Source organism: Pyxidicoccus xibeiensis (assembly GCF_024198175.1).
In the GTDB taxonomy this organism is placed as follows: domain Bacteria; phylum Myxococcota; class Myxococcia; order Myxococcales; family Myxococcaceae; genus Myxococcus; species Myxococcus xibeiensis.
In genome coordinates, this window is the sequence record NZ_JAJVKV010000013.1 from 166,627 (window position 1) to 191,135 (window position 24,509).

At 70.6% G+C, this 24,509-nt stretch carries 19 protein-coding genes; 12 read left to right on the forward strand and 7 right to left on the reverse strand.

Annotated elements, in window-relative coordinates; translation table 11 throughout:
* Positions 1–287 precede the first annotated feature (287 nt).
* From dnaK to LXT23_RS38860, 5 genes are all read left to right on the forward strand, one after another.
* Positions 288–2,198 (forward strand): molecular chaperone DnaK, encoded by a 1,911-nt coding sequence (gene dnaK / locus LXT23_RS38840; RefSeq protein WP_253985495.1) that lies wholly within the window; start codon positions 288–290, stop codon positions 2,196–2,198.
* A gap of 241 nt (positions 2,199–2,439) precedes the next feature.
* The gene (locus tag LXT23_RS38845) at positions 2,440–3,309 is read left to right on the forward strand and encodes an SRPBCC family protein (RefSeq protein WP_253985496.1); all 870 of its coding nucleotides are present in this window, start codon (positions 2,440–2,442) and stop codon (positions 3,307–3,309) included.
* A gap of 91 nt (positions 3,310–3,400) precedes the next feature.
* Positions 3,401–5,932 (forward strand): AAA family ATPase, encoded by a 2,532-nt coding sequence (locus tag LXT23_RS38850; RefSeq protein WP_253985497.1) that lies wholly within the window; start codon positions 3,401–3,403, stop codon positions 5,930–5,932.
* 31 nt (positions 5,933–5,963) lie between these two features.
* Complete coding sequence (locus tag LXT23_RS38855; RefSeq protein ID WP_253985498.1) at positions 5,964–8,240, forward strand: vWA domain-containing protein; 2,277 nt, start codon at positions 5,964–5,966, stop codon at positions 8,238–8,240.
* Between the two features lie 16 nt (positions 8,241–8,256).
* Positions 8,257–8,817: a PspA/IM30 family protein gene (locus tag LXT23_RS38860; protein ID WP_253985499.1), complete on the forward strand. Its 561-nt coding sequence runs from the start codon at positions 8,257–8,259 to the stop codon at positions 8,815–8,817.
* 79 nt (positions 8,818–8,896) lie between these two features.
* On the opposite strand, the gene LXT23_RS38865 is transcribed toward LXT23_RS38860, so the two are convergent.
* Positions 8,897–9,778: a DNA integrity scanning protein DisA nucleotide-binding domain protein gene (locus tag LXT23_RS38865; RefSeq protein ID WP_253985500.1), complete on the reverse strand. Its 882-nt coding sequence runs from the start codon at positions 9,776–9,778 to the stop codon at positions 8,897–8,899.
* A gap of 127 nt (positions 9,779–9,905) precedes the next feature.
* Between LXT23_RS38865 and LXT23_RS38870 the strand changes: the two genes are divergently transcribed.
* A complete protein-coding gene (locus LXT23_RS38870; protein ID WP_002640271.1) occupies positions 9,906–10,268 on the forward strand; it encodes a TraR/DksA family transcriptional regulator in 363 nt (120 codons plus the stop codon).
* A gap of 102 nt (positions 10,269–10,370) precedes the next feature.
* On the opposite strand, the gene LXT23_RS38875 is transcribed toward LXT23_RS38870, so the two are convergent.
* On the reverse strand, positions 10,371–11,138 hold the full coding sequence (locus LXT23_RS38875) for an FHA domain-containing protein (protein ID WP_253985501.1): 768 nt from the start codon (positions 11,136–11,138) through the stop codon (positions 10,371–10,373).
* 115 nt (positions 11,139–11,253) lie between these two features.
* Here LXT23_RS38875 and LXT23_RS38880 point away from each other — a divergent pair, with 115 nt between their 5' ends.
* The gene (locus LXT23_RS38880) at positions 11,254–12,963 is read left to right on the forward strand and encodes a serine/threonine-protein kinase (RefSeq protein ID WP_253985502.1); all 1,710 of its coding nucleotides are present in this window, start codon (positions 11,254–11,256) and stop codon (positions 12,961–12,963) included.
* Between the two features lie 105 nt (positions 12,964–13,068).
* On the opposite strand, the gene LXT23_RS38885 is transcribed toward LXT23_RS38880, so the two are convergent.
* On the reverse strand, positions 13,069–14,244 hold the full coding sequence (locus LXT23_RS38885) for an FHA domain-containing protein (RefSeq protein ID WP_253985503.1): 1,176 nt from the start codon (positions 14,242–14,244) through the stop codon (positions 13,069–13,071).
* 149 nt (positions 14,245–14,393) lie between these two features.
* Between LXT23_RS38885 and LXT23_RS38890 the strand changes: the two genes are divergently transcribed.
* A complete protein-coding gene (locus LXT23_RS38890; protein WP_253985504.1) occupies positions 14,394–16,610 on the forward strand; it encodes a RelA/SpoT family protein in 2,217 nt (738 codons plus the stop codon).
* A 71-nt stretch (positions 16,611–16,681) separates the two neighbouring features.
* Positions 16,682–17,077 (forward strand): RidA family protein, encoded by a 396-nt coding sequence (locus LXT23_RS38895; RefSeq protein ID WP_253985505.1) that lies wholly within the window; start codon positions 16,682–16,684, stop codon positions 17,075–17,077.
* Between the two features lie 94 nt (positions 17,078–17,171).
* Here LXT23_RS38895 and LXT23_RS38900 read toward each other — a convergent pair whose 3' ends face one another.
* Positions 17,172–19,148, reverse strand: coding sequence for a DsbA family protein (locus LXT23_RS38900; RefSeq protein ID WP_253985506.1), 1,977 nt, complete (start codon positions 19,146–19,148; stop codon positions 17,172–17,174).
* 197 nt (positions 19,149–19,345) lie between these two features.
* Here LXT23_RS38900 and LXT23_RS38905 point away from each other — a divergent pair, with 197 nt between their 5' ends.
* Positions 19,346–19,576: a sulfurtransferase TusA family protein gene (locus LXT23_RS38905; protein ID WP_256561583.1), complete on the forward strand. Its 231-nt coding sequence runs from the start codon at positions 19,346–19,348 to the stop codon at positions 19,574–19,576.
* A gap of 31 nt (positions 19,577–19,607) precedes the next feature.
* Here LXT23_RS38905 and LXT23_RS38910 read toward each other — a convergent pair whose 3' ends face one another.
* Both LXT23_RS38910 and LXT23_RS38915 read right to left on the reverse strand, forming a co-directional pair.
* A complete protein-coding gene (locus LXT23_RS38910) occupies positions 19,608–20,519 on the reverse strand; it encodes an ABC transporter ATP-binding protein (protein ID WP_253985507.1) in 912 nt (303 codons plus the stop codon).
* A complete protein-coding gene (locus LXT23_RS38915; RefSeq protein WP_256561584.1) occupies positions 20,516–21,403 on the reverse strand; it encodes an ABC transporter permease in 888 nt (295 codons plus the stop codon). Before LXT23_RS38915 ends, LXT23_RS38910 begins: the two co-directional genes overlap by 4 nt.
* A 180-nt stretch (positions 21,404–21,583) precedes the next feature.
* On the opposite strand from LXT23_RS38915, the gene LXT23_RS38920 reads away from it, so the two are divergent.
* Positions 21,584–22,993, forward strand: a complete 1,410-nt coding sequence (locus tag LXT23_RS38920) for a penicillin-binding transpeptidase domain-containing protein (protein ID WP_253985509.1) — start codon at positions 21,584–21,586, stop codon at positions 22,991–22,993.
* Positions 22,994–23,014: 21 nt separating this feature from the next.
* On the opposite strand, the gene LXT23_RS38925 is transcribed toward LXT23_RS38920, so the two are convergent.
* Positions 23,015–24,169: a DUF4388 domain-containing protein gene (locus LXT23_RS38925; protein ID WP_253985510.1), complete on the reverse strand. Its 1,155-nt coding sequence runs from the start codon at positions 24,167–24,169 to the stop codon at positions 23,015–23,017.
* Between the two features lie 21 nt (positions 24,170–24,190).
* Between LXT23_RS38925 and LXT23_RS38930 the strand changes: the two genes are divergently transcribed.
* Entirely contained in the window at positions 24,191–24,469 is a 279-nt protein-coding gene (locus tag LXT23_RS38930; protein WP_253985511.1) for a glutaredoxin family protein, read from the forward strand.
* Positions 24,470–24,509 lie beyond the last annotated feature (40 nt).

Below are 24,509 nucleotides of genomic sequence, written 5' to 3' on the forward strand. Positions count from 1 at the left end.
GACATTCCGAGGGGTTGCAGCGTCGGCTGCTGATCTCCCGGCTGCCCGGTTGCTACCGCGGGGTGACGGAGGTGTAGAGCGCGTTACGCACCTGTGGCGCGTCCATGGCGCTGGCGTGACGCGGCGCATGCCTGCCTGCGCACTGCGCTACGCACCGGGGAGTAGCACCTTCCCGAAGGAGCACTGCGGGGCGCCACTCCGGTTTGACAGCGGGGGGTGGGTGGTTACGTTGGGCATACATCAGCAGCTTTTGAGAAAAACGCAGTCTTTTCCGGAGGATACGAACCGTGGGCAAGATTATCGGGATCGACCTGGGCACCACGAACAGCGTGGTTGCGATCATGGAGGGTCGCGAGCCCAAGGTGATCGTCAACGAGGAAGGCAGCCGCATCACGCCCTCGGTGGTCGCGTTCACGAAGGATGGGGAGCGCCTGGTCGGTCAGGTGGCGAAGCGTCAGGCCATCACCAACCCCGAGCGCACGGTGTACTCCATCAAGCGCTTCATGGGCCGCCGCCACGATGAGGTGGCCGAGGAGGCCAAGCTGGTCCCCTACCGCGTCGCCCGTGGCCCCCACGGTGATGCGCGCGTGGACATCGACCAGAAGCAGTACAGCGCGCCGGAGATCAGCGCGCAGGTGCTGCTGAAGCTCAAGCGCGCGGCGGAGAACTACCTGGGCGAGAAGGTGACGGAGGCGGTCATCACCGTCCCGGCGTACTTCAACGACGCCCAGCGCCAGGCCACCAAGGACGCCGGTGAGATTGCCGGCCTCAACGTGCGGCGCATCGTGAACGAGCCGACGGCGGCGGCGCTCGCGTACGGCCTGGACAAGAAGAAGGACGAGAAGATCGCCGTCTACGACTTTGGCGGCGGCACGTTCGACATCTCCATCCTGGAGGTGGGCGAGAGCGTGGTCGACGTGCTGGCGACGAACGGTGACACGCACCTGGGCGGCGACAACATCGACCTGCGGATCATGGATTGGCTGGTCGCCGAGTTCAAGAAGGACACCGGGCTCGACGTCACCAAGGACAAGATGGTCATCCAGCGCCTGAAGGAGGCGGCGGAGAAGGCGAAGATCGAGCTGTCGAGCGCGATGGAGACGGACATCAACCTGCCGTTCCTCACGGCGGACGCGTCCGGTCCCAAGCACCTCAACGTCAAGCTCACGCGCGCCAAGTTCGAGGCGATGATCGACGACCTCATCGAGCGCTCGCTGGAGCCGTGTCGCAAGTGCCTCAAGGACTCCGGGTTGGACCCGAAGGAGCTGAACGAGGTCGTGCTGGTGGGCGGCACCACCCGCATCCCGAAGGTGCAGGAGGCGGTGAAGCGGCTGTTCGGCAAGGAGCCGAACCGCTCGGTGAACCCCGACGAGGTCGTGGCGGTGGGCGCGGCGGTGCAGGCCGGCGTGCTGTCCGGCGAGGTGAAGGACATCCTCCTGCTGGACGTGACGCCGCTGAGCCTCGGCGTGGAGACGCTGGGTGGGGTGATGACGAAGCTCATCGAGCGCAACACCACCATCCCCACGCGCAAGTCGGAGACGTTCTCCACGGCCGCGGACGGCCAGACGCAGGTGGAGATCCACGTGCTGCAGGGTGAGCGCGAGATGGCGGGCGACAACCGCAGCCTCGGCCGCTTCCACCTGACGGGCATGCCTCCGGCGCCCCGCGGCGTGCCGCAGATTGAAGTGACGTTCGACATCGACGCGAACGGCATCCTCAACGTCAGCGCGAAGGACAAGGCGACCGGCAAGGACAACAAGGTCACCATCACCCACTCGTCCGGTCTGGCGAAGGACGAGGTGGAGAAGATGGTCGCCGATGCCCGCTCGAACGAGGCCGCCGACAAGGCCCGCCGCGAGCTGGTGGAGGTGAAGAACCAGGCGGAGAGCGCGGCCTACGCTTCGGAGAAGCTGCTGAAGGAGAACAAGGACAAGCTCTCGGCCGACACGGCGAAGGCGCTCGAGGAGGGCGTGGCGGAGCTGAACAAGGTCCGCGACGGCCAGGACAAGGACACCATCAAGGCCGCGCTCGATAAGCTCCAGGCGGCCAGCTACAAGGCGGCCGAGGAGATGTACCGCGCCACGGGCGGCGCCCCGGGCGAGGCGCCTCCTCCGGGGGCCGGTCCCTCCGCGGGTCCGGGCTCGCAGGCCACCCCGAAGAAGGACGACGTGGTGGACGCCGAGTTCCGCCAGTCGTAGTGGCCGCGGGCGGCGATGAGCCGCTTCCGGTGAAGTGAAGAGGGCCGGTGCTTCCGCGCGAGTGGGGGACCGGCCCTCCGCTTTTTCGGGGTGGGGCGGGCAGGGGGCCTTCCGGAACGGTGGATGCCCGTACGAGAAGTGGGACGTGGGCGGAGCGCCAAGGGCCCGAAGGGACTGGGCCGGGCGGTGGCGGAGCGGGTGCACAGGGGGTGGGTTCCTCTTCCCCCGAAAGGGCACCCGCATGTCCCGTATCGAGTCCTCGCCGACCTCCCTCCACCCCGGCCTCGTCGAGCCCGAAGGGGCTTCCTCCTCCCAGGCTCCTGCGCGGCCTGGCCCGGCGCGGCAGGCGTCCTCCGCGCCGGCCAGCTCGGTGGTGGCGTACCGGGGCCCCTCCGGTGGGCCCCCGGCGCAGGGGGGCGCTCCCGTGCAGGGGCCTCGCAGCGGACCCCGGACGGGGCAGGCCAACGGGTTCGACTTCGCCATTGGCGGCGCGTTCCCTCCCCTGCCCACGGGCAACCTGGCGGAGCAGACGAAGCAGCTGGGGCTGACGGCGGCCCAGTCCGAGGCGGCGGCGGCCAGCCAGCTGCTGGGGGGCGGCGCGGCGGTGGACGCATACGCGCGGTGGCACCTGAAGCTGCTGGGGGCGAGCGCGCCCATCCAGGGGGCGCCCACGTCGCTCACGGACTACACCAGCCGCATCCCCGGCGCGGCTCCCCGGGAGGCCTACGACTACTTCGTGCGCAACCCGGGCGCGGTGTTCGAGTCGGCGGGCATCCAGCTGCGGCCGGCGACGGCGAAGCTGGAGGACGGGGCGAAGCTGTTCCTGGAGGAGAAGGGCCTGCCCCCGGTGTGGGCGCCCATCACCGTCCGCCTGGAGCCCGGGGCGAACACGGTGCACATCACCACCCTGGACGGGCACCCGCTGCGAGGGACGAACCGCTTCGTCTTCGAGGACGACGGCGGGGGCGGCACGCGCCTCCGCCAGTACTCCGCCTTCCAGGGCAGCTCCCCGGCCACGGCGGTGGGAATGAAGGTGATGGACCCCATCGAGCGGCAGCACGACATCTGGCGGAGCGTCCACGGCCACCTGCACGACGCCCTCGCGGAGTAGCGGCCTTCACGGAGGGTGGGCGTCGGCACCCTTCAAATGGGGCGACGGCGGCGGGTAGCATGGGCGCCTCCCCGTCACCTCCAGGTCGTCCGTGCAAGCTCATCCGCCGCCCTACGTCCAGGCCTCCCGGGCCTTCCGTCACTTCTTCGGCGAGCTCCGGGAGGCGTACCTGGAGCGAGAGACGCTCTTCACGCAGCTGGAGCTGGCGCTCCTGGGGCGGGAGCACGTGCTGGTGGTGGGGCCGCCGGGCACGGCGAAGAGCGCCATCGCCAGCGCGGTGCTGGGGCGCATCGTCGACGAGCGCACGGGGCAGCCGTCGCTGTTCTCCAAGCAGCTCGCCGAGTCCACCGTGCAGACGGACCTCATCGGCCCGGTGGACTTCAAGGTGCTCACGGAGACGGGGCGCACGGAGTACCTCACCGAAGAGGGCATGCTGGGCTCCGAGCACGCCTTCCTGGACGAGGTGTTCGACGGCCGGGACATGCTGCTGCGCTCCATCCTCAACGTGCTGTACGAGCGCGAGCTGAAGCACGGGCGGCGGGTGACGACGGGGCGCACCGAGTGCGTCATCATGACGAGCAACCGGTACCTCTCCGAGGTGCTCGCGCGCTCGCCGGAGCTGCTGCTGGCCTTCGCGGACCGGCTCAGCTTCATCTGCTTCGTGCCCAAGTCCTTCGCCCGGAAGGAGAGCCGGGCGGCCATGCTCCAGCGCTTCCTGCACGGAGCGCGGCCGGACCTGCGGGCCCAGCTGTCCCTCCAGCAGGTGGACCTGCTGCAGGACGCGGTGACGCGGGTGAAGGTGCCCAGCCACGTGCTGGAGGGCGTGGAGCTGCTGGCGGACGCGCTGGAGCGCGCGCTGGCGGCGCAGGTGTCCAAGCTGCCCGACTACGTGCCCACGAAGTACTTCTCCCAGCGCTCGGCGGTGAAGGCGCTGTGGGCGCTGAAGGCCGCGGTGGTGAGAGATCAAATCTACCGGCGGCCGGACCGGCCGCTGGAAGCCACGGTGGAGGACCTGGACTCGCTGCGCTGGTTCTTCCTGCTGGGGGGCCCGCCAGCGGCGGAGACGGAGGCGCTGCTCAAGGCGGTGGTGGACCCGCGCGAGCGCGCACAGCTGGAAATCGTCCGGCTGGAGCAGCGGGCCTTCGACGAGTGCCTGGCCCAGGTGCGGCAGGACCTGGGGGGCGGCGTGGAGCGCGAGGCCCAGGCGCTGGGGGCGGTCGACGACGTGGCGGCGGCCGAGTCGCTGGGACGCAACTGGCAGCCCGCCGTGGTGTCCACCACCGCGAAGTCGCTGCTGACCAAGCTGGTGCCGGGCCCGCGCCACGCGGCGAACCGGGCCCCGCTGCTGGGCGCCGCGCGGGCGCTCGTCACCGCGCTGGAGCAGCGGCTGGGACGCGGCATGGCGGGGCAGGGCGAGGGCCGGGGTGGGCTGGCGCTGCTGTCCTCCTTCCGCGACGCGCTGGCGCTGTGCCGCGCCATCCCCGAGCTGCGCGCGGGCTACGCGCCGCTGTGCGAGTCCACCGCGCGCTACCTGGAGGGCGCGCTGGAGATGATTGCCCTGTCCGCGGAGAGCGTGGACTTCGAGGACGGCCTCAAGCTCGAGGGGCTGGTGGGGCTGGCGGACAACCTGGAGGAGGAGCTGTCCCAGACGACGGACCTGGCGGGGCAGCTCGCGGAGGGCGCGCCGGCGGCGCTGGAGGCCCTGCGCGTGGAGGAGGTCGAGGTGCGGCGGCGCGTGGTGTCCGCCCTGCGCCGCCGTGCCGCCCTGGCCTTCCAGGGCTCCACGGGACGGGCGCGGAGGGAGCCGCTGGAGGCGCTCGCCGCCGACTCGCGGCGCCTCACGCAGCTGGAGCACTCGCTGGCCGTGCTGGACCCGTCCCAGGCGGGGCTCAAGCAGGAGTTGCTGCTGCCGCTGGGCATCGCCTATGCGCGCGAGGTGCTGTCGTCCACGCCCTTCGAGCGAATCGACCAGTACGGCCGCGCGGTGCAGTCCGTGGCGGAGAACCTGAGGCGCGAGGGCCTGTCCGTGGACGTGGTGCTCGCCGAGTGCCGCGACATCCTCGAGAACCGGCTGCGGGAGCACGCCAAGCTCCTCACCCGCGAGGTGGCCAGCCCTCCGCCCCAGGCCACCGCCGTGCTCAACGGCGACGCGTACGTCTTCTACCGGGGCGAGTTCTCCGCCCGGGCCCCGGACGGCGAGCTGGCCTCGCTGCTCAGCCTGGACGGGCAGCTCGCGGTCTTCCGTGGCGCCTCCGCGCCGGGCTTCCTCTCGGACAACGTGCGCTCGGCGGTGGCACAGGCGGAGCTGTCCTTCGTCCAGTCGCGCGTGAAGTACCTGCGCAGCTGGCTGACGCAGCTGCTCACGTCGCTGCCGGCCCCGGACTCCCTCACCGAGCGCTCCGAGGCGGAGCGCACCGTGGACCGGCTGGTGCGCAGCCGCTTCCCGATGCTGGCCCTGAAGGAGGGGGAGCTGGTGCGCCTGCGGGGCGTGCTGTCCATCCTGGGCTCCATGCCCGGAGACCTGGGCGAGAGTGCCCGCAGGCTGGAGGGGCAGCTGCGCGGCATCGACGACGACTTCGGGCGCTTCAGCCGCCAGGTGCTGTCGCGGCGGTCGGCGTCATGAGGCGGGCTGAGGGGCAGGGGAGGCGCTGAGCGTGCTCGTGCGGCGGCTCACGGAACTGCGGCGGCGCCTGGATGCGCTGCAACAGCCCGCTCCGGCGCCCGGAGGCTGGCGCGGGTGGTCTTTCGGCCGGCGCGCTCGCGGGCCGGAGGACCTGGCCCTGCCGGTGCTCACGGCGCTGGACCGCGAGCTGGACCGGGTGGGCGTGCACACCGCCGCGGACGCGCAGCTGCTGCGCGAGCTGGGCGTGCGCAAGGGACGCGCGGGGGCGCTGGCCCAGGGGCTCCAGGCCCGGGCGGAGCAGGCCCTGGAGGAGGTGGAGGCGTGCGTGCTGCTCGTGGAGCGCGCATGGCGCGCGGGCGAGCCGCCGCCCGGGGCGCTCACCCTGCTGGAGCGGGCCTTCGTCCAGCTGGCGCGGGCCGTGAAGGTGGCGGAGCTGTTCTCCCGGCCCCCGTCGGACAGCCTGGACACGGACGTGGAGTTCGAAATCTACGTGCGGCCGGAGGTGACGCGGAGGGACCGCTCGCCCACCAGCGCCCGCATGGCGGCGGCCGAGTTCTTCGCCGCCCGGGCGCGCGACAACGCGGCGGACGTGGTGCAGAAGCGCCGCGACCTGGATCTGGCGCACGAGCTGCTGCTGCGCCTGGGCGCGGACCACGACCGGGAGCGGGGCATGGCGCTGCGCCGGCAGGTGGCGGAGGCCCGTGAGCGCGTCCGCTCCGTGCCCGCCGTGCGCTCCCTGGACGAGCTGCTGCGCCATGTGCGGCACTCCGCCCGGCGTGAGCCCCAGGTGGCCTACCGCTCCCTGCGCGGCCTCTACGAGCGCGCGCTGGAGGCCGGGGACACGCAGCTGGCGAACGCCGCGCGCACCGCCCTGGAGCCCCTGCTGCCGCCCCGGCAGCGCCTGTCCGCCCAGCTGGAGACGGCCGAGCGGGACTCGCTGGCCCACTGGTTCGGGGAGAGCCCCGAGGCGGGGAAGCCGGCGGCCACGGCGCCCCAGCCGGACGAGCTGCTGGCGGACCTGGCCTTCTCGCTGAAGCCCGAGCAGCTCTCCACCTTCGAGCTGGCCGCCGGCTGCGCCCGGTACTTCGACGTGGAGGACGCGCTGTCGGAGGAAATCGTGCTGGCGGACACGCGCACGAAGCGGCCCGTCCCCCGGCGGGTGCCGTACCCCACCCAGACGATGACGTACGAGACGACGGGCAGCCTGCACGAGGTGCACAACTTCGTGCTCACCGACCCGCGCATGCTGCTGCACGACCTGGCCGCGAGCCACCAGCTGGTGCGCGCCTACCTGGAGGACGAGCCCCCGCCGCGCCCCCAGAAGGTGAAGCGCACCGCCGTGCGCGTCTACGTCTGCGACGCGTCCGGCTCCATGCACGGCAGTCGCGCCCGCTTCCGCGACGCCATCGTCATCGCCGAGCTGAACAACCTGCGCGTCAAGGCGCGCCGGGGCGAGCAGTTCGACCCGCTCTACTTCAGCTTCTTCAACGACGTGCCCACCGAGCTGGCCCGCGTGGACACCGCCGTCGAGGCCACCCGGCAGATAGAGAAGCTCTTCCGCGAGTCACCCGCGGAGGGCCAGACGGACATCACCCTGGCGCTGATGTCCGCCTTCGACTCCATCCGCGCCGCGCAGGGCAGGGACCCGTACCTCGCCCGCGCCACGGTGGTCATCATCACCGACGGCGAGGACCGCGTGGACCTGGACCTCATCCGCCGCACCCGGGCCCCGATGGGCGCGCTGGACATCGCCCTGAGCTTCATCTCCCTGGGCGAGGAGAACCCGGACCTCCGCATGCTGGTGCGCGAGCAGCGCGCCGCGGGAGGCCGCGCCTTCTATCACCACCTCTCCGACGAGGAGATCCAGTGGGCGCGCACCGAGTTCGACACCCCGTGGCGCACCCTGCTGCCCCGCGACGTGCCCACCACCGGAGACGTCCTGGAGCAGTTGGCACCCCACCTGGAGGCGCTGGAGGCGGTGGCGGCCGGGAGGGGCGCGCCCGCGCCCGTGGCGGTGGAGGCCTCCTTCGACGCGCTCTTCCCGGAGACGCCCTCCGCGTCGCCCGGTGCGCAGGTGCCGGGGGCGGACGTGGTGAACCGCGTGGTGGACATCCTCGCCGCGCTGGTGGAGGCGGCCTCGCTGGCCCCCGCGGACCGGCGCGCGTCGGAGAGCATGGTGCTCCTCCAGCACCTGCTGTCGGTGTACGGACTCACGCCGGCCCGGTACCTGGCCGCGCTGTCCGCCGGTGGGCTTCCCGTGCGCGAGGCCCTGGACCGGGTGCGGCTGTTGTGCCGCCCGTTCGGCTAGGCTGCACCCCACGCCCATGTTCTTCGGCCTGTTGCGGAAACGGAAGAAGGAGCCCTCCCGGCCGGCGGACCCGCTCGCCGCCCTGGACCAGCTCATCGAGAACCTGGACCGGCAGGCGGCCCAGGTGCGCAAGTCCGCGGCCACGCTGCTCGCCCTCAAGGGGGACTTGTCGCGCGGCGTGGAGCGCTACACGAAGCGGCTGGAGGAGCTCGCCTCGCGCCGCGGCACCGCGGAGGAGAAGGGGGATGCCCGCGCCGCGGCCGTGCTGAAGAAGGACCGGGAGCACGCGGAGGCCCTGCTGGCCACCACGCGCGAGTCGCTGGCGCGCGCGGACACGGACGCGAAGCTGCTGCTGGAGGCCGCGGGCGAGCTGGGCGACCGGCTGGAGGAGCTGCGCCGGGAGCGCGAGAGCGCCTCCGCCCGCCTAACCGTGGGCGGCATCGTCACCGACGCCATGCGCGAGCGTGTGGCCCGCTTCGAGCAGGCCCTGGTGGTGGACGCCGCCCGGGACGAGGTGGAGCGCGCGCACGCCCTGGCCGACATCTACCGCGAGGAGCTGCGCGAGCAGGAGAAGTGACGCTCGCCCGGGCCCCGCAGGTGGGGCGGCGCTGGCTCCGGCCTCCGCTCGGGCGAGCGCAGGCGGGCCGGCACACGCCTCAGGTGCGGCGCGCCGTCTGGTGCAGCTCCAGGACGATGTTGCCGCCCTTGAAGAGGCGCACCGCGCCGGACGTCTGGCTCACCACCAGCGCGATGCAGTGCGTGGTGGAGGTGATGCCGGCGGCGGCCGCGTGGCGCGCGCCCAGGCCGAGCGGAATCTTCACCGCGTCGTCGGTGGCGGACAGGTAGCGGCCCGCGGCCAGCACCACGCCGTCCTCGCGGATGACGAAGGCCCCGTCCAGCACGGAGAAGTTCTTGATGGCCTCCCGGATCTTCGGGTCCAGCACGTTCCGCTCCGCCTCGGAGATGCCCTGGAACGGGTTGATGGTCATCTGCCGGCTCTTCTCCAGCACCGTGGTGTGGTCACCGATGGTGATGATGGTGCCGATGGGATGGCCCTCGAAGCCCTCCTGGCCAATCTGCAGCGCGAGCTGGATGAGCGCGTCCACCACCTGCGAGTTGAACTCCTCGCCCAGCTTCACGCCTTCGATGGCGAGCCGGTCATCCAGCGAGCCGCCGATGCGCATCTGCATCAGCGTGTCCGGCGCGCGGCCCACCTTGCCCGTCATGCACAGCACCAGGTCGCCTTCCTTGAACGCTCCCTGGGACAGCGCGGAGACGAGCGCCACCTTCACCCGCTCGGTGCGCGAGTAGTCATACGCCGGGATGACGAGCGCGCGGACCTTCTTCGCCAGGTGCTCCTGTGCGAGCTTCGGCATCGTCACCGCATAGACGAGCTTCTTGCGAGCAGGCCGGCCCCGGAACTCCTCGGAAGGAATGGGCGTGTCGCAGATGTAGAGGAAATGGTCTACTTCGCTCTTGCCCGCAAGCGAGAGGGCCGAGCGCAGGAACTCCCGATCAAACTTCGTGTTCTCGGTCAACCGTCCCTCTCTTCACCCAGAGTCTGGACCCTGGTCAGCTTGACACTGAAGGGTACATGAATAAAGCTTTCGGGCCCTTTTTTCGGGGGTCAGGGCCCAAAACCCTCGCTGGACTGGAGCGAAGGCTGTGAACCAGAAAGATCTCAAGCGTTACAAGAAGATGCTCGAGGACAGCAAGACGAGCCTGCTCGAGAGCGCCAAGAAGACCCTGGTGGAGGAGTCCAGTTTCGACACGGACGACCTCCCGGATGAGATCGACCTGGCCTCCTCCGAGTACGCGCAGTCGATGGTGTTCCGCCTGCGCGACCGGGAGAAGTTCCTGCTGCAGAAGATCGAGAAGGCGCTGGTGCGCATCGAGGACGGTACGTTCGGCATCTGCGAGCGTTGCGAGGAGGACATCTCTCCGAAGCGACTCGAGGCGCGTCCGGTGACGACGCTCTGCATCCGCTGCAAGGAGGAGCAGGAGAAGAAGGAGAAGTCCTACGGCTGAGCAGCGCCGTGGCACCCCGGGCCGTGCGGGAGCTTCCCGTGCGGCCCGGCACCCGGGCAGCAGCACCGCCCGGGGCTCCTGAGCTTGACGACTCCGGGCGCCTCAGGCCGCGGGCGCCTGGATTTCCACGCGCAGCAGCTGGCGGCCGATGAGGAAGTGGTCCCCGTTGTCCACGAAGGTGGGGCCCGCCAGGCGGATGAAGGTGCCGTTGGACGAGCCCACGTCGCGGACCTGGAGCCGGTCCTGCCGCACCTGAAGCACCGCGTGCCGTCCGGACACGAAGCCGTCCGTGGGGAAGGTGAGGTCGCCCTGCTCGCGGCCCAGCAGGTTGTCCCCCTCGCGCAGCGGGAAGGCCGCGCCCCGCAGGCCGCCCTCCAGCAACTGCACCAGCCTCAGGCGGTAGCCGGGATCCGGCGAGCCCCACACCTGCGTGCCGCCCGGGCCGGTGGCCGCGGCGGGGATGGGCTCGAGGACGAGGCGCTGCCGTCCCAGGCGCAGCTCGCCGCCGGGGGACAGCTCCCGCTCCGCGCGCAGGCGGACGAAGACGCCGTTGGCGCCGCCCACGTCCTCCACGGCCAGCCGGGCGCCGGAGAAGAAGAAGCGCAGCTGCACGGGCATGATGAAGGGGTCATCCGGCAGGGCGATTTCTCCCTGCTGGCCGCAGGTGAGGGTGTCGCGCTGCATGCGGACGACGGACTCGGGGCCGCCGTCGGCGCGCACCACGCGGATGGACACCTGCGGGCGCGAGGACAGGCTGGCGACAGCCATCACCATCGTCCCGGAGCGGATGGGCGAGCCACAGGCGCGGCAGACAGTCGCGTCCCGGGCGTTCTCGGTGTCACAGCGGGGGCAGTATTCCACGGCGTCCATGGCGGGTTCCGGGTTGTACCAGGGGCCGCGCCCGCTTGCTCGCCTTGTGCGTGGCTTGCTCCTCACCCGAGCGACGTGGTGAACTCCCGGGCCCACCCCCCTGGGGAAAGTCGACTTGCTCTGCCCCTCCTGCGGCGCTGACGCCCAAGAATCCTCCCGTTTCTGTCCCGCCTGCGGCGCGACGCTCGTGCGTACGGCCGACGCGGACGACTACGTCGGCAAGACGATTGCCTCCAAATACCGGGTGGAAGCCCTCATCGGCGAGGGCGGAATGGGCCGGGTGTTCCGCGCCCGGCAGCTCGCCCTGGACAAGGTGGTGGTGCTGAAGGTGCTGCGCCACACGCTGCTGTCGGACGAGCGCACCGTGGCGCGCTTCCAGCGCGAGGCGAAGGCCGCCAGCCGCCTCAACCACCCCAACTCCATCAGCGTGCTGGACTTCGGCCAGGCCGAGGACGGCGCGCTCTTCATCGCCATGGAGTACGTGGCGGGGCAGGACCTGCACCAGATCCTCAGCCGCGAGTGGCCGCTGAGCGAGGGGCGGGTGGTGAAGCTGGTCAGCCAGGTGCTCAGCGCGCTGTCGGATGCGCACGGTGCCGGCGTCATCCACCGGGACCTCAAGCCCGAGAACATCATGGTGGAGCAGCGCCGCAACGAGGGCGACTTCGTCAAGGTGCTCGACTTCGGCATCGCCAAGATTACGGACTCCACCGCGGATGACGGGCCGGCGCTCACCCGCGCGGGCTTCGTGTGCGGCACGCCCGAGTACATGTCCCCGGAGCAGGCGCGGGGCGCGCAGCTGGACCACCGCTCGGACCTGTACGCGGTGGGCGTCATCCTCTACCAGCTGATGACGGGCCTGCTGCCCTTCGAGTCGGACTCGGCGGTGGGCTTCGCCACCAAGCACCTCACCGAGGAGCCGCTGCCTCCCAGCCGGCGCAGGCCGGAGGCGCGCATCTCCCAGGGCATGGAGCGGCTCATCCTCCGGGCCCTCTCCAAGAGCCCGGATGACCGGCCGGCCAACGCGGAGTCCTTCAAGGCCGAGCTGCTCGCGGTGGACAAGGAGCGCCGCCGGGCCGAGGCCAACCCCCGCCGCGCCCAGCCCTCCGCCGTGCTGGCGCCTCTGCCTCGCAAGTCCACCGGCGGCCCGATGAACGACGGCCGGGACACCACCGTGCCCGGGTGGGACAGCAACGAGGTGACGATGGAGGCCACGATGCGCGTGCTGCCGGGCGTGCTGGCACCACTGCCCTCCAATGCCGACGACATGCCCTCCGCGCGGGAGGAGACCGGCTCGCTCGTCCCCACGAATCCCGGGACGGGCAGTGGCAGCGCGGCCTTCTTCTTCAAGTCGCTCACCATCCTCCTGGTGCTCGCGGCGGCGGGCTTCTTCGCCTACTACTTCGTCTACGGCGCCGGCCGCGGCACCAAGGACACGCCGTACTCGCTGCCGGACAACGCGCCGGTGCCCGGAGGGGTGGCCCGCTCGCAGGGCTCGGACGCCGAGGTGCCCCTCTACGACAAGGAGATTGCCACCGGGGCTCGCAACGTGGAGCGCGCAGCGCAGCTGACGCGGGAAGGGGACATCGCGCTGCAGCGCGGGGACGCGGGCTTCGCCGCCGCCAAGTACCGGGAGGCCTTCGGCCTGAGCGGCGACGCGAACCTGGCGCTGAAGCTGGGCGAGGCGTACTGGAACCGCCCCAACCCGGACATCGAGGAGGCTCGCGGCTGGTGGACGCGGCACCTGCGCGAGGTGCCGGACTCCAAGGCTCGCGACGTCATCGAGCAGCGCCTGAGCACGGCGGAGGCCCGGCCCGCTCCGCCCTGAGTCAGGGAAGCCGCCCGGGAGGACCGGGTGCCACGAAGGCGCCCGGGAGGACCGGGTGCCACGGCTGCTGGCAGCGCGGCCCGAGCGCGCTCCGGCGCTACCGCTTCAGCCCAGCGTCTCGACCTGGAGCACGTGCTGTCCCAGCCGGACCCGGTCTCCCGGGCGGAGCGGACGTTCCACGCCGGACGCCAGGCGCACGTACGTGCCCAGGCCGCCGGACAGGTCCCTCAGCAGGGCGCCCGTGGGCGTGGGAGACAGCTCGCAGTGGCGCCCGGCCAGCCCCTCGTCGCCGGGGAAGCTCAAGTCACAGTTGGCCTGTCCGATGGTGAGCAGCGGCGCCGCCGTCACCACCGCACGGCCGGCCCTCCCGCCCAGCAGCACCTCTTCCACGCCATAGACGGCCTGCCCCAGCGGGACGGGCGCGCCGTAGACGGCCGGCCTGCCCGCCGCGGGGCCGGGAAGCTCCAGCCGGCCCGTGAAGCGGAACAGCCGCTGGCCCGCGCTGAACAGCGTGCGCGGGGCGAGCGCCTCGGTGCCGGCGACGGTGACGAACACGCCCGAGGCGCTCGACTCGTCTCGCACGAAGAGGGCGCCGTCCTTCACCAGGAAGGTGGCGTGCAGGGGGGAGACGAAGGCGTCGTCCGGGAACAGGATGGCGCCACGCTGGCGGCCCACCACGCAGCCGGTGACGGGCAGCTTGTAGCGCTGCCCCCGCGTGGAGCCGGCGATGACCGCCAGCCCGAAGCGGGAGGCGGCCGGAGGCGCGGGCCGGGCCGTTGCAGCAGCAGCCGGGCCGGGGGCTCCGGGCGCTCCGGGCCGCCCAGGCATCGCGCTGTCCGGAACCGGAGGCGGCGGCCGGGTGACGGCGGGCCCCGGCGCGGTGGGGGCGGTCCCCGCCGCGCGGACGGGCGGCACCGCGGCCGGACCTCCCGTGGAGGCCGGAGGCCGGACAGGGCGCTCCACCGACAGCCCCGCCGCGGCGGTGGGGGGCGGCGTCCGCGCCGAGGGGCGCAGGCCGGGAGGGATGGCGCTCGGAGGGGGCGGGGTGGTGTGTGGGACGGGCTGTGGACCCGGAAACGTGGAAACCGCGGCGGGACGGCCGGCGGGGGGCGCCGCTGTGGGCCTGGGCGCCGCCGTGCCGGGCTTGCCGGCGGGCGGACGGGGGGCCGGGGCCTCGACGAGGGCCTGGCCGCAGAGCGTACAGGTGGCCGAGCGAGGCGAATTATACCCGTCACAGTTCGGGCAGACCACGGAGAGGGCGGACAGCAGGAGCTGTGACATGGGCGTGGGCGAATCTAGGGGCCCGGAAAACGTCGGGTCAACGAAAGCGAACGCGCCGGGTGGGATACGTCCGGGCGTAAAGTGGAGTACCCCCGTGTGGGGCGACGTTGCCCCCCCATGGGGTCAAAGTTACGATTGCCATTCCCTCGATGATTCGCCTGAACGACATCCTCCAACGGGTCTCCTCGTATCACCCGGACCCTGACCTGGACATCATCAAGAAGGCCTACGTCTACTCAGCCAAGGTCCACCAGGGCCAGCTGAGGAAGTCGGGCGAGCCCTACCTCGTCCACCCGCTCGAGGTGGCGGGCATCCTCGGAGAGCTGAAGCTCGACGAGGCGTCCATCGTCACCGGCCTCCTCCACGACACCATCGAAGACACGCTCGCCACCGCCGAGGAGCTCACCGAGCTGTTCGGCGCGGAAGTGGCGCAGCTGGTGGACGGCGTCACCAAGCTGTCCAAGTTCTCCGCGTCCGCCACGCTCTCCCAGGAGGAGAAGCAGGCGGAGAACTTCCGGAAGATGATCATCGCGATGGCGCAGGACATCCGCGTCATCCTCGTGAAGCTGGCGGACCGCACGCACAACATGCGGACGCTGGACCACATGTCCGAGGAGAAGCAGGCGCGCATCGCCCAGGAGACGCTGGACATCTACGCGCCCCTGGCGAACCGGCTCGGCATCTCCTGGATCAAGACGGAGCTGGAGGACCTGAGCTTCCGCTACGTGAAGCCGCAGGAGTTCTTCGCGCTCCAGGAGAAGCTCAACAAGCGCAAGAAGGAGCGCGAGGAGTACATCGAGGACACCTGCGCGCTCATCCGCTCGAAGCTCGTGGAGCGCGGGCTGAAGGCCGAGGTGAGCGGCCGCTTCAAGCACGTCTACAGCATCTACAAGAAGATCAAGGCGCAGGGCATCGACTTCGATCAGATCCACGACATCATCGCGTTCCGCATCATCTCCCCCACGGCGCCCGCCTGCTACGAGGCGCTGGGCCTGGTGCACGAGATGTGGAAGCCGGTGCCGGGGCGCTTCAAGGACTTCATCGCGATTCCGAAGCCCAACATGTACCAGTCACTGCACACCACGGTGATTGGCCCCTTGAGCGAGCGCGTGGAGGTGCAGATCCGCACCGCGGAGATGCACAAGATCGCCGAGGAGGGCATCGCCGCGCACTGGAAGTACAAGGAGGGCAAGGCCGTCATCTCCAAGGATGACGAGAAGTTCGCCTGGCTGCGGCAGCTGATGGAGTGGCAGCAGGACCTGAAGGACCCGAAGGAGTTCCTCGAGACGGTGAAGGTGGACCTCTTCACCGACGAGGTCTTCGTCTTCACGCCCAAGGGCGACGTGCGCTCGCTGCCGCGCGGGGCGACGCCGGTGGACTTCGCGTACGCCATCCACTCGGACGTGGGCAACCGGTGCGTGGGCGCGAAGGTGAACGGGAAGATCGTCCCGCTGCGCTACAAGCTGAAGAACGGCGACACGGTGGAGGTGCTCACCAGCCCGCAGCAGCACCCGTCCAAGGACTGGCTCACCTTCGTCAAGACGAGCCGCGCCCAGCAGCGCATCCGCGGCTTCATCAAGCAGCAGCAGCGCGACAAGAGCCTGCAACTGGGCCGCGAGCTGACGGACCGCGAGCTCAAGCGCTTCCAGCTGAACTTCAACCGGCTGCTCAAGTCCGGGGAGATGAAGAAGGCCGCCGAGGACCTGGGCTTCCGCATCGAGGACGACCTGCTGGTGGCCATCGGCTACGGCAAGGTGACGCCGCAGCAGCTCATCCACCGCCTGGTGCCGCAGGAGAAGCTGGCCGCGGCGGAGGCCAGCGCGAAGGGGGACGGCCCCGGCCACACCGCCACGGGCGGCAACGGCTCCTCCATGCTGCCGGGCCTGTCGCGCGTCACGGACCTGGCGAAGCGGCTGGTGGGACGCACCAACCGCAGCGGCGTGCAGATTGGCGGCGTGGACGACGTGCTGGTGCGCTTCGGACGGTGTTGCAACCCCGTCCCCGGCGACCCCATCGCCGGCTTCATCACCCGGGGACGGGGAGTGACGGTGCACACGGTCGGCTGTGAGAAGGCGCTGGCCACGGACCCCGAGCGCCGCGTGGACGTGACGTGGGACGTCCGGGGCGACTTCAAGCGCCCCGTCACCCTGCGCGTGCTGACGGCGGACCGGCCGGGCCTCCTGGCGGACATCTCCAACACCTTCTCCAAGAAGGGCGTCAACATCTCCCAGGCCAACTGCCGGGCCACGGGGGATGACCGCGCGGTGAACACCTTCGAGGTCACCATCTCCGACCTCAAGCAGCTCACCGACCTGATGCGCACCATCGAGCGTCTCAACGGGGTGTACTCCGTCGAGCGAATCTAACCCGCCGCCTTTCGTGCTAGAGCGCCCCGGAAAACCCCGGGTGGCCACCGTGGCCACCCTCCAACTCCGAGGTGCGCCTCATGGCTCGCAAGGCAATCCACTCCGACCAGGCCCCCAAGGCCATTGGCCCCTACTCGCAGGCGGTGCAGGTGGACGCGGGGAAGATGACCTTCCTCTCCGGCCAGATTCCCCTGGACCCCAGCACCATGGAGATGGTGCAGGGAGACGTCGTCGCGCAGGCCGAGCGGGTGATGGAGAACCTCAAGGCCGTGCTCGCCGCCAGCGGCCTGGACTTCTCCCACGTGGTGCGCTGCACCATCTTCCTCACCGACCTGGGTGACTTCGCCCGGGTGAACGAAGTCTACGGCCGCTACTTCACCGGCGCGCCCCCGGCCCGCGCCACCGTGCAGGTGTCCGCGCTGCCGCGCGGCTCCAAGGTGGAGATCGACGCCATCGCTGTCTCCTGACGCAGGCGCCTTCGGGCACCCGTGGAAAACACAGAGGCCGCCGGACCCTCAGCGGTCCGACGGCCTCTCGTGCTTCATGGAAGCGGGATGCTGACTACTTGGAGTCCGCGGCCACCGGGCCGCCGGCCTTCTTCAGCTCCTCGTCGATGACCTTCTTGAACGCCTCGAAGCCCTGGGCGCCCACCAGCGTGCGGCCGTTGATGAAGAACGTCGGGGTGCCGTTGGCGCCCAGGCGCGAGCCCTCGGCGGAGTCCGCCTCGATCTGCGCGGTGAACTTGCCGCTGTCCAGGGCCGCCTTGAACTTGTCCACGTTCAGGCCCAGCTCCTGCGCGTACTTGTCCAGCGAGGCGCGGTCCAGGGCGCGCTGGTTGGCGAAGAGCTTGTCGTGCATCTCCCAGAACTTGCCCTGCTCGTGCGCGGCCAGCGCGGCGGCGGCGGCCGGCTTGGCGTTGGCGTGGAAGGGCAGGGGCTGGTTCTTGAAGGCCACCTTCACCTTGTTGCCGTACTGCTCCTCGATCTGCTTCAGCGTGGGCAGCACGCGGCTGCAGAACGGGCACTCGAAGTCGGAGAAGGCGATGATGGTGACGGGGGCGTTCTTCGCGCCCTTCACCGGGGCGTTGCCGACGTCCACCTTCTGCACCGGCGGCTCGGCCGGGGCACCCTGCTGGGCCGCGGGCGCGGCCGGGGCGGCGGCGATGTTCTGCGCGACGATCTTGGCGTAGAGCTCCTCGCCCTTGGTGCCGGAGGCCAGCAGCTTGTCGGCCTTGGCAATCTCCTCGTCGATGACCTTCTTGAAGCTGTCGAACGGCTGGGCGCCGACGAACTCACGGCCGTTGATGAAGAACGTGGGGGTGCCGTTGGCGCCCACCGCGCTGCCGGCGGCCATGTCCGCCTCCACCTTCGCCTTGTACTTGCCGCTGTCCAGGGCCGCCTTGAACTTCGAGGCGTTCAGGCCGAGCTCCTGCGCGTACTTCTCGAGGGAGGCGCGGTCCAGGGCCTTCTGGTTGGCGAACATCTTGTCGTGGAACTCCCAGAACTTGCCCTGCTCGTGCGCGGCCATGGAGGCCTCGGCGGCGAGCTTCGCGTTGGCGTGGAAGGGCAGGGGCTGGTGGCGGAACACCACGCGCACGTCCTTGGCGTAGTTCTGCTTGATCTGCGCCAGCGTGGGGCCCACGCGGCTGCAGAACGGGCACTCGAAGTCGGAGAACTCCACAATCGTCACCTTGGCGGTGGCGGGGCCGAAGGAGGGGGAGTCCTCGGGGACGTCCACCTTGCGGACGGCGGCGGCGGCCTGCTGCGCGGGGGCCTGCTTCGGCGCGGCCTTCTCGACGCCCTTCTCGATGATCTTCGCGTACACCTGCGAGGCGGGGACGCCACCCTTCACGAGGGCCTCGGCCTTGGACAGCTCCTCGTCGATGAGGGCGCGGAAGTTGTCGATGGGCTGCGCGCCGGAGAGGAAGCGGCCGTTGATGAAGAAGGCCGGGGTGCCGCTGGCGCCGAGCTGGCTGGCCTGGGCCTGGTCCTTCTGGATGACGTCCTGGAACTTGGGGTTGGACAGGTCGGACTTCCACTTCGCCATGTCCAGGCCCAGCTCCTGCGCGTACTTCTCCAGCGACGCGTCATCGAGCTGCTTCTGATTGGTGAAGAGCTTCTCGTGGTACTCCCAGTACTTGCCCTGCTCACCGGCCGCCATGGCGGCGATGGCGGCGGGCTTGGCCTTGGGGTGGAAGGAGAGCGGGTTCTGCTTCATCACCACGCGGAGCTTCTTGCCGTACTGCTCCTGCAGCTTCTTCACGGTGAGGTCCGCGCGGCTGCAGAACGGGCACTCGTAGTCGGAGAACTCGACCAGCGTGACGAGCGCGTCAGGGCTGCCCTTCACCGGTGCGCCATCGATGGGCACCTTGAAGACGGTGGGGTCCACCGGGCGCCGGCCAGGGGCTCCGGGGGCGGACGGCGCGTTCGCGGTGGGCTTGTTGGTCTCGCTGTTCGCCGAGGGGCCGCCAACAACACGGCCACCAACGAACCCGAGCACCAGGCCCACGATGAGGGCCACGATGACATTGGGCTTCATGGATTGATTTTGCTCCTTCGCCATAGGTCCGACTCCGGGCCCGAGCGTGGGGGTTTACAAGGGCAGAGGGCGGGGTACTTAACAGAGGGAATTCCAGACATGCAAGCCAACGGGCCTGTCCCTCCGCGGGGGATTCAGCCCCCCTAGGGGCCCGGAAACTGGGGAGTTTTCAGAAAAATTCCGCCAAAGTGAGGATCATGCTCGACGGGGTGCGATTGGACACGTCCGGGGCCCTCTGCCCCATGCCCATCCTGGAAATTGCCAAGCTCATACGAAAGCTGGCGCCAGGAACGGTCGTGGAGCTCATCTCCACGGACCGGGGGCTGGAGCAGGACCTGCCAGCGTGGTGCGAGGCCACGGGCCATCCGCTCGTGCGGCTGGAGCGCAGGGGGGACACCTACGTGGGGTGGGTGCGCAAGGCGGGCTGAGCCGCGAGGGGCCCGCCCGCCGTGCAGCGCGTCACAGCAACTGGAGGACGCGGTCTTCCAGGCGCTGGCCCCGGCTGACGCCGAGGATGAGCACACCCGTCTGGAGCAGGTGGCCCACCACGCGGCTGATGACCTCTTCGGGGCGGACGCCGCCGCGGATGCGCACGCGCAGCACGGAGTCGCCTTCCATGCGCGCGTCGGTGACGTCGGCGATGGAGGCAATCTCCGGGAGGAGCACGTCACCGCGGGCAATCTGCACGCGGAACTCGGAGCCCTGGCCGGTGAGCTCGGACATGGTGCCGGCCTGGGCCAGCGAGCCCTTGTCGAGGATGGCGGCGGCGTCGCACAGCTCCTCCAGCTCCTGGAGGTTGTGGCTGGAGACCACCACCGTCTGCTGGGCGTCGCGCATGCCGCGGATGACCTGGCGCACCTGGGCGGCGATGCGTGGGTCCAGCCCGGCGGTGGGCTCGTCCAGCAGCACCAGCGGCGGGCGGCCCATGAGGGCCTGGGCCATGGCGGCGCGCTTGGCCATGCCGTGGCTGAGCGCCTGCGTCTGGACGTTCCAGGCCTCCATCAGCCCCACCTGCTCCAGCGCGCCCCGGGCCTCGCGGTCCGGGTCGTCCAGGTTGGACAGGCGGGCCCAGTAGGTGAGCAGCGCGCCCGTCTCCCAGCCCGGCGGCAGCACCGCGTCCTGGGGCAGCGCGCCCAGCCGGCCCTTGAGGGCGCCCGGCGTGGTGGGGTCCACGTCCATGACCTTGAGCGTGCCCTCGGACGGGTAGAGGTAGCCGCACATCATGGAGAACGTCGTCGTCTTGCCGGCGCCGTTGGGGCCGATGAGGCCGTACACGGAGCCTTTGGGGACGGAGAAGCTGACGCCCTTGACGGCGACCTTCTCGCCGAAGCGCTTCGACACGCCGAACAGCTCGATGGCCAGGTCGCTCACAGGTCCCTCACGCGCAGGATGCCGTAGGCGCCCAGCAGGAAGATGGTCGCGAAGGCCGCGTAGGCGGCGCCGCTGGCGGCGAACTCGGCGAGCTTCGGGTGCAGCAGATCTCCCGCGTAGTACGAGGGCGACAGGTACCGCAGGAAGCGCAAGCGGCCGTCATCCCCGGAGGCGCGGCCGATGGTGTCCATCAGCCAGAAGACGAAGAGCACGATGAAGTTGAAGACGAGGCTCACCGCGGGGCTCCGGAAGAGGCTGGAGCACAGCGTGGTGAGGGACACGTAGGCCAGCGAGAAGACGATGGCCGCCAGCCAGAACTTGAGCAGGTTGAGCGCCATGTCCCCGAAGCCGAAGTCCGGGTTGGCGATGCGCGCGTACACGAAGATGGCCAGGTCGATGATGAGCACCAGCCCGAGCAGCAGCGTGGCCTGCGACAGGAACTTGCCCAGCAGCACCGACGAGCGCCGCGCGCGCACGGTGAGGTAGCGCATGGAGCGCGGGCCCACCTCGCCGCTGATCTGATCGAACCCCATCAGCACGACGTAGGCCGGCAGGAAGAAGAGGGTGATCTTGAAGACGATGAGCACCTCCAGCGGTACCTGCGAGAGGGCCTCCATCATCGCGGTGTCATTGCTGGTGAACCACCCCAGCATCCCCTTGCGCATCTCCTCGCCGACCTGCGCCGTCGCGTCGGCGTTGGCGCCCGCGTCCTCGAGCTGCTTGCCCACGGCGGTGCGAACCTCGCGGGCGAGCCAGCCCACCACCAGCAGCACCAGCGCGGAGAACATGCTGTAGAGCCCGAGCAGCACCAGCGCGCGGCCGCTGCGCACGGCCCGGCGGAGCTCGGCGCTCCAGATGACCAGTGTCTCTTTCAATCCGTCCAAGATGTGGGGGAACCTAGCGGAGTTGCGCACCCAATCGCCAAGTTTCTGACGTCAGCGGATGGAGGAAAGCGGCCGAGGAAGCGTCCGTGGACAGCGCGCCGTCAGTCGGTAGAGTGGACGCTCAGCACACCTCCGGAGCCCCCCTGGGACTCCTGGAGCCCCCCGGAGCCCCTGCGCAGCATGACGATCCGCCGCCGTCTCCTGTCCGCCGCAGCGCTGTTTCCCCTCACGCTCCTGCTCGGCGCCACCGGGCCGCAGCCGGCCGCCGAGGCGCCTCCGGAGGCCTCCGGGACGGGAAGCGCGACAGCCCAGGCCCCCGCCGACACCGTCAGCGCCTCGCCCCCGGACGCCGGGAGCCCCGAGTCCCTGGCCACGGCCTCCGCCGCGGTGCTGGGCAGCGCGTCGGTGGCGGATGGCGGCATCCCCGCGCTGGCCGCGGAGCCGGGGCTGGTGCCGCCCGTGCCGGTGCCCTCGCGCCAGTCGGCTCCGCCCATCGCGAAGCTGCAGCCGCTGCCTCGCGCCGCGGACCTGCTGGCCCGGGCGAAGCTGGAGGGCGAGCGGCTCGTCGTGAAGGAGAAGGACGGCCGCAAGCAGGTGCTCACCATCGACCCGCTGCTGCAGACGCAGCTGACGAACATCATGCGCGACTACGGGGTGCCATATGGCGCCGTCGTCGTGCTGGAGCCGTCCACCGGGCGGGTGCTGGCGCTGGCGGAGCACTCGGCGGCGCGGCCGGAGGTGCGCGGCCTGCCCGTGCGCGCGGTGTTCCCCGCGGCCAGCATCTTCAAGATCGTCACCGGCAGCGCGCTGCTGGAGGCGGGCGTCCCCCCGTCGGTGGAGGAGTGCTTCCACGGCGGCAAGCGGCGCCTGAGCGAGAAGCACCTGGAGGACAGCGAGCGCGACGGCGCCTGCTACACGCTGGCGCTGGCCATGGGCAAGAGCGCCAACGTCGTCTTCGCCAAGCTGACGAACAAGCACCTCTCCGCGGACGCCCTGCGGCGCATGGCGGCCCGCTTCCGCTTCAACCGCGAGATTCCCTTCTCCGTGCCCACGGACATCTCGCTGGCGGCCATCCCGGACGAGGCCTTCGGCCTGGCCAACACCGGCGCGGGCTTCGGGGACGTGTACCTGTCCCCCCTGCACGGCGCGCTGGTGGCGTCGGTGGCGGCCAATGACGGCCGCTGGGTGGACCCGGTGCTGGTGGAGCCGGAGACGGGCGCCCTGCTGCCGCCCGAGGGCGAGGCCGTCCTCACCCCCGAGGCGGCGAAGGACCTCACCGCCATGCTGGAGGAGACGGTGACGCGCGGCACCGCGCGCGGCGTCTTCCGCGAGCGCGGCTTCCGCGTGGAGAACGCCGTGGGCAAGACGGGCACGCTCGCGGACCGCGAGCCCTTCCGCGACTACTCGTGGTTCGTGGGCTTCGCGCCCAGGGACAACCCGCGCGTGGCCGTGGCCGCCGTCATCGTCAACGACCCGAAGTGGCGCATCCGCGGCACCTGGCTGGGCCGCGAGGCGCTGCGCCTGGGCCTGGAGCGCGTGCCGGCCCCCGTCGAGGTGACGGCGCCGGCCTCCGCCGCGGGCAAGCACTGAAGCTGTGGGAGGGCGCGCCCGCTAGCGCGCCGTGAGCCTCACCAGCCCCCGGTCCACGAAGCCCTGGAAGAACTTCAGGGCGTCCAACTCTTGGAGCGGGGACACGTGGACGATGGCGGCCACGTCGCGGCGGCCGTCGATGCGCGACAGCAGATAGCGCTCGGGCGCGGACAGCTGCATGGCCTTGAGGTTGGCCGGCGGCACCAGCAGCGCGGGCACCCGGGGCGGCTCCGTCAGCTCTCGCCGCAGCTCCACCACCAGCCGCTCCTGCGCCGTCTTCAACAGCTCCGCCGAGCGGGGCGAGGCGGACATCTCGTGCGCGCGCCGCGCCAGGGCCTCGGCGTCCCGCACGTTGCCCGCGTCCAGGAACAGCTGCGCCGCCTGGAGCACCTCGTCCGACGAGGACTCCGAGCCGATGACGCCGGCGTCCTGCTCCTCTTCCTCCACCACGGCCGTCTCGGGCTCCGGCTCCAGCTCCGACACCTTCACCGCGTCCAGCCGGTACAGCGCGTACAGCCGCTGGTAGAGGAAGAAGTCCGTGGCGTGCAGCGCCAGGGCCAGCCCGTCGATGCTCAGCCCCTCCTTGATGAGGGTGACGATGCGCTCGTCCATGCTGCCGGGCTTGCGCTCGGGCATCTTGCGCTCGTCGATGGTGAGACGCACCGAGCCGGAGGGGAACACGGCGCGGATGGCCTGCCACGCCGTCTCCCGGAACTCGCCCTCGCGGTGGATGTCCACCAGGTCCACGCTGACGTCCAGCCCCGCGACCTCCGGCGCCGAGTCCGACGCCTCGAAGGCGAATGTCCCGTCCTCCCAGTGGAAGACGTCCAGCAGCATCTCCCGGAACTTGTGGCTGAGCGTGCTGCGGACCGTGGGCTCGGGCACCAGGCCCGTCATCACCAGAATCTTCCCCAGGAAGACGCGCGTCTGGGCCTGGGTGGCGAAGGCCTTCTCCAGCTGGTCCTCCGTCAGGTGCCCCATGTTGATGAGGAATTGACCGAAGAACTCGCGAGGCTGGTTGGAGCTGGCGCTGACGACGTGGCCGTCACGCAGCTCCAGTTGCTTGTGCACGTCCCCACGATGCAGCTTGAGCGCACCGGTGACCCGCCGGTTCCCCAGGTAGACGACGAGGTCCTTGGGGGGCATCGTCGAGAAGTCACCAGACAGGCCACGCATCAACCGATCATCCTGCACCGCATGAGAGTCGATATCTACTCGAAACCCAACTGCTCGCTCTGCGACAAGGCAGCCATTGTCGTGGAGTCCGTCCGCGCTCGCATCCCCTTCGAGCTGCGGATCATCTCCATCCTCGAGGACGCGGCGGCCTTCGAGAGGTGGCGCTACGACATCCCCGTCGTCGTCATCGACGGCGTGCCCGCCTTCAAGCACCGCGTGGAGGCCTCCGAGCTGGAGGCACGCCTGCGTGAAGGCCTAGGTGGCACAGCCATTGCTAAAACCGCTGCCCAGGATGGGTAGTTCAGTGCCCTTCTCCAGTAATTCCGGGGAGATGTAGAAC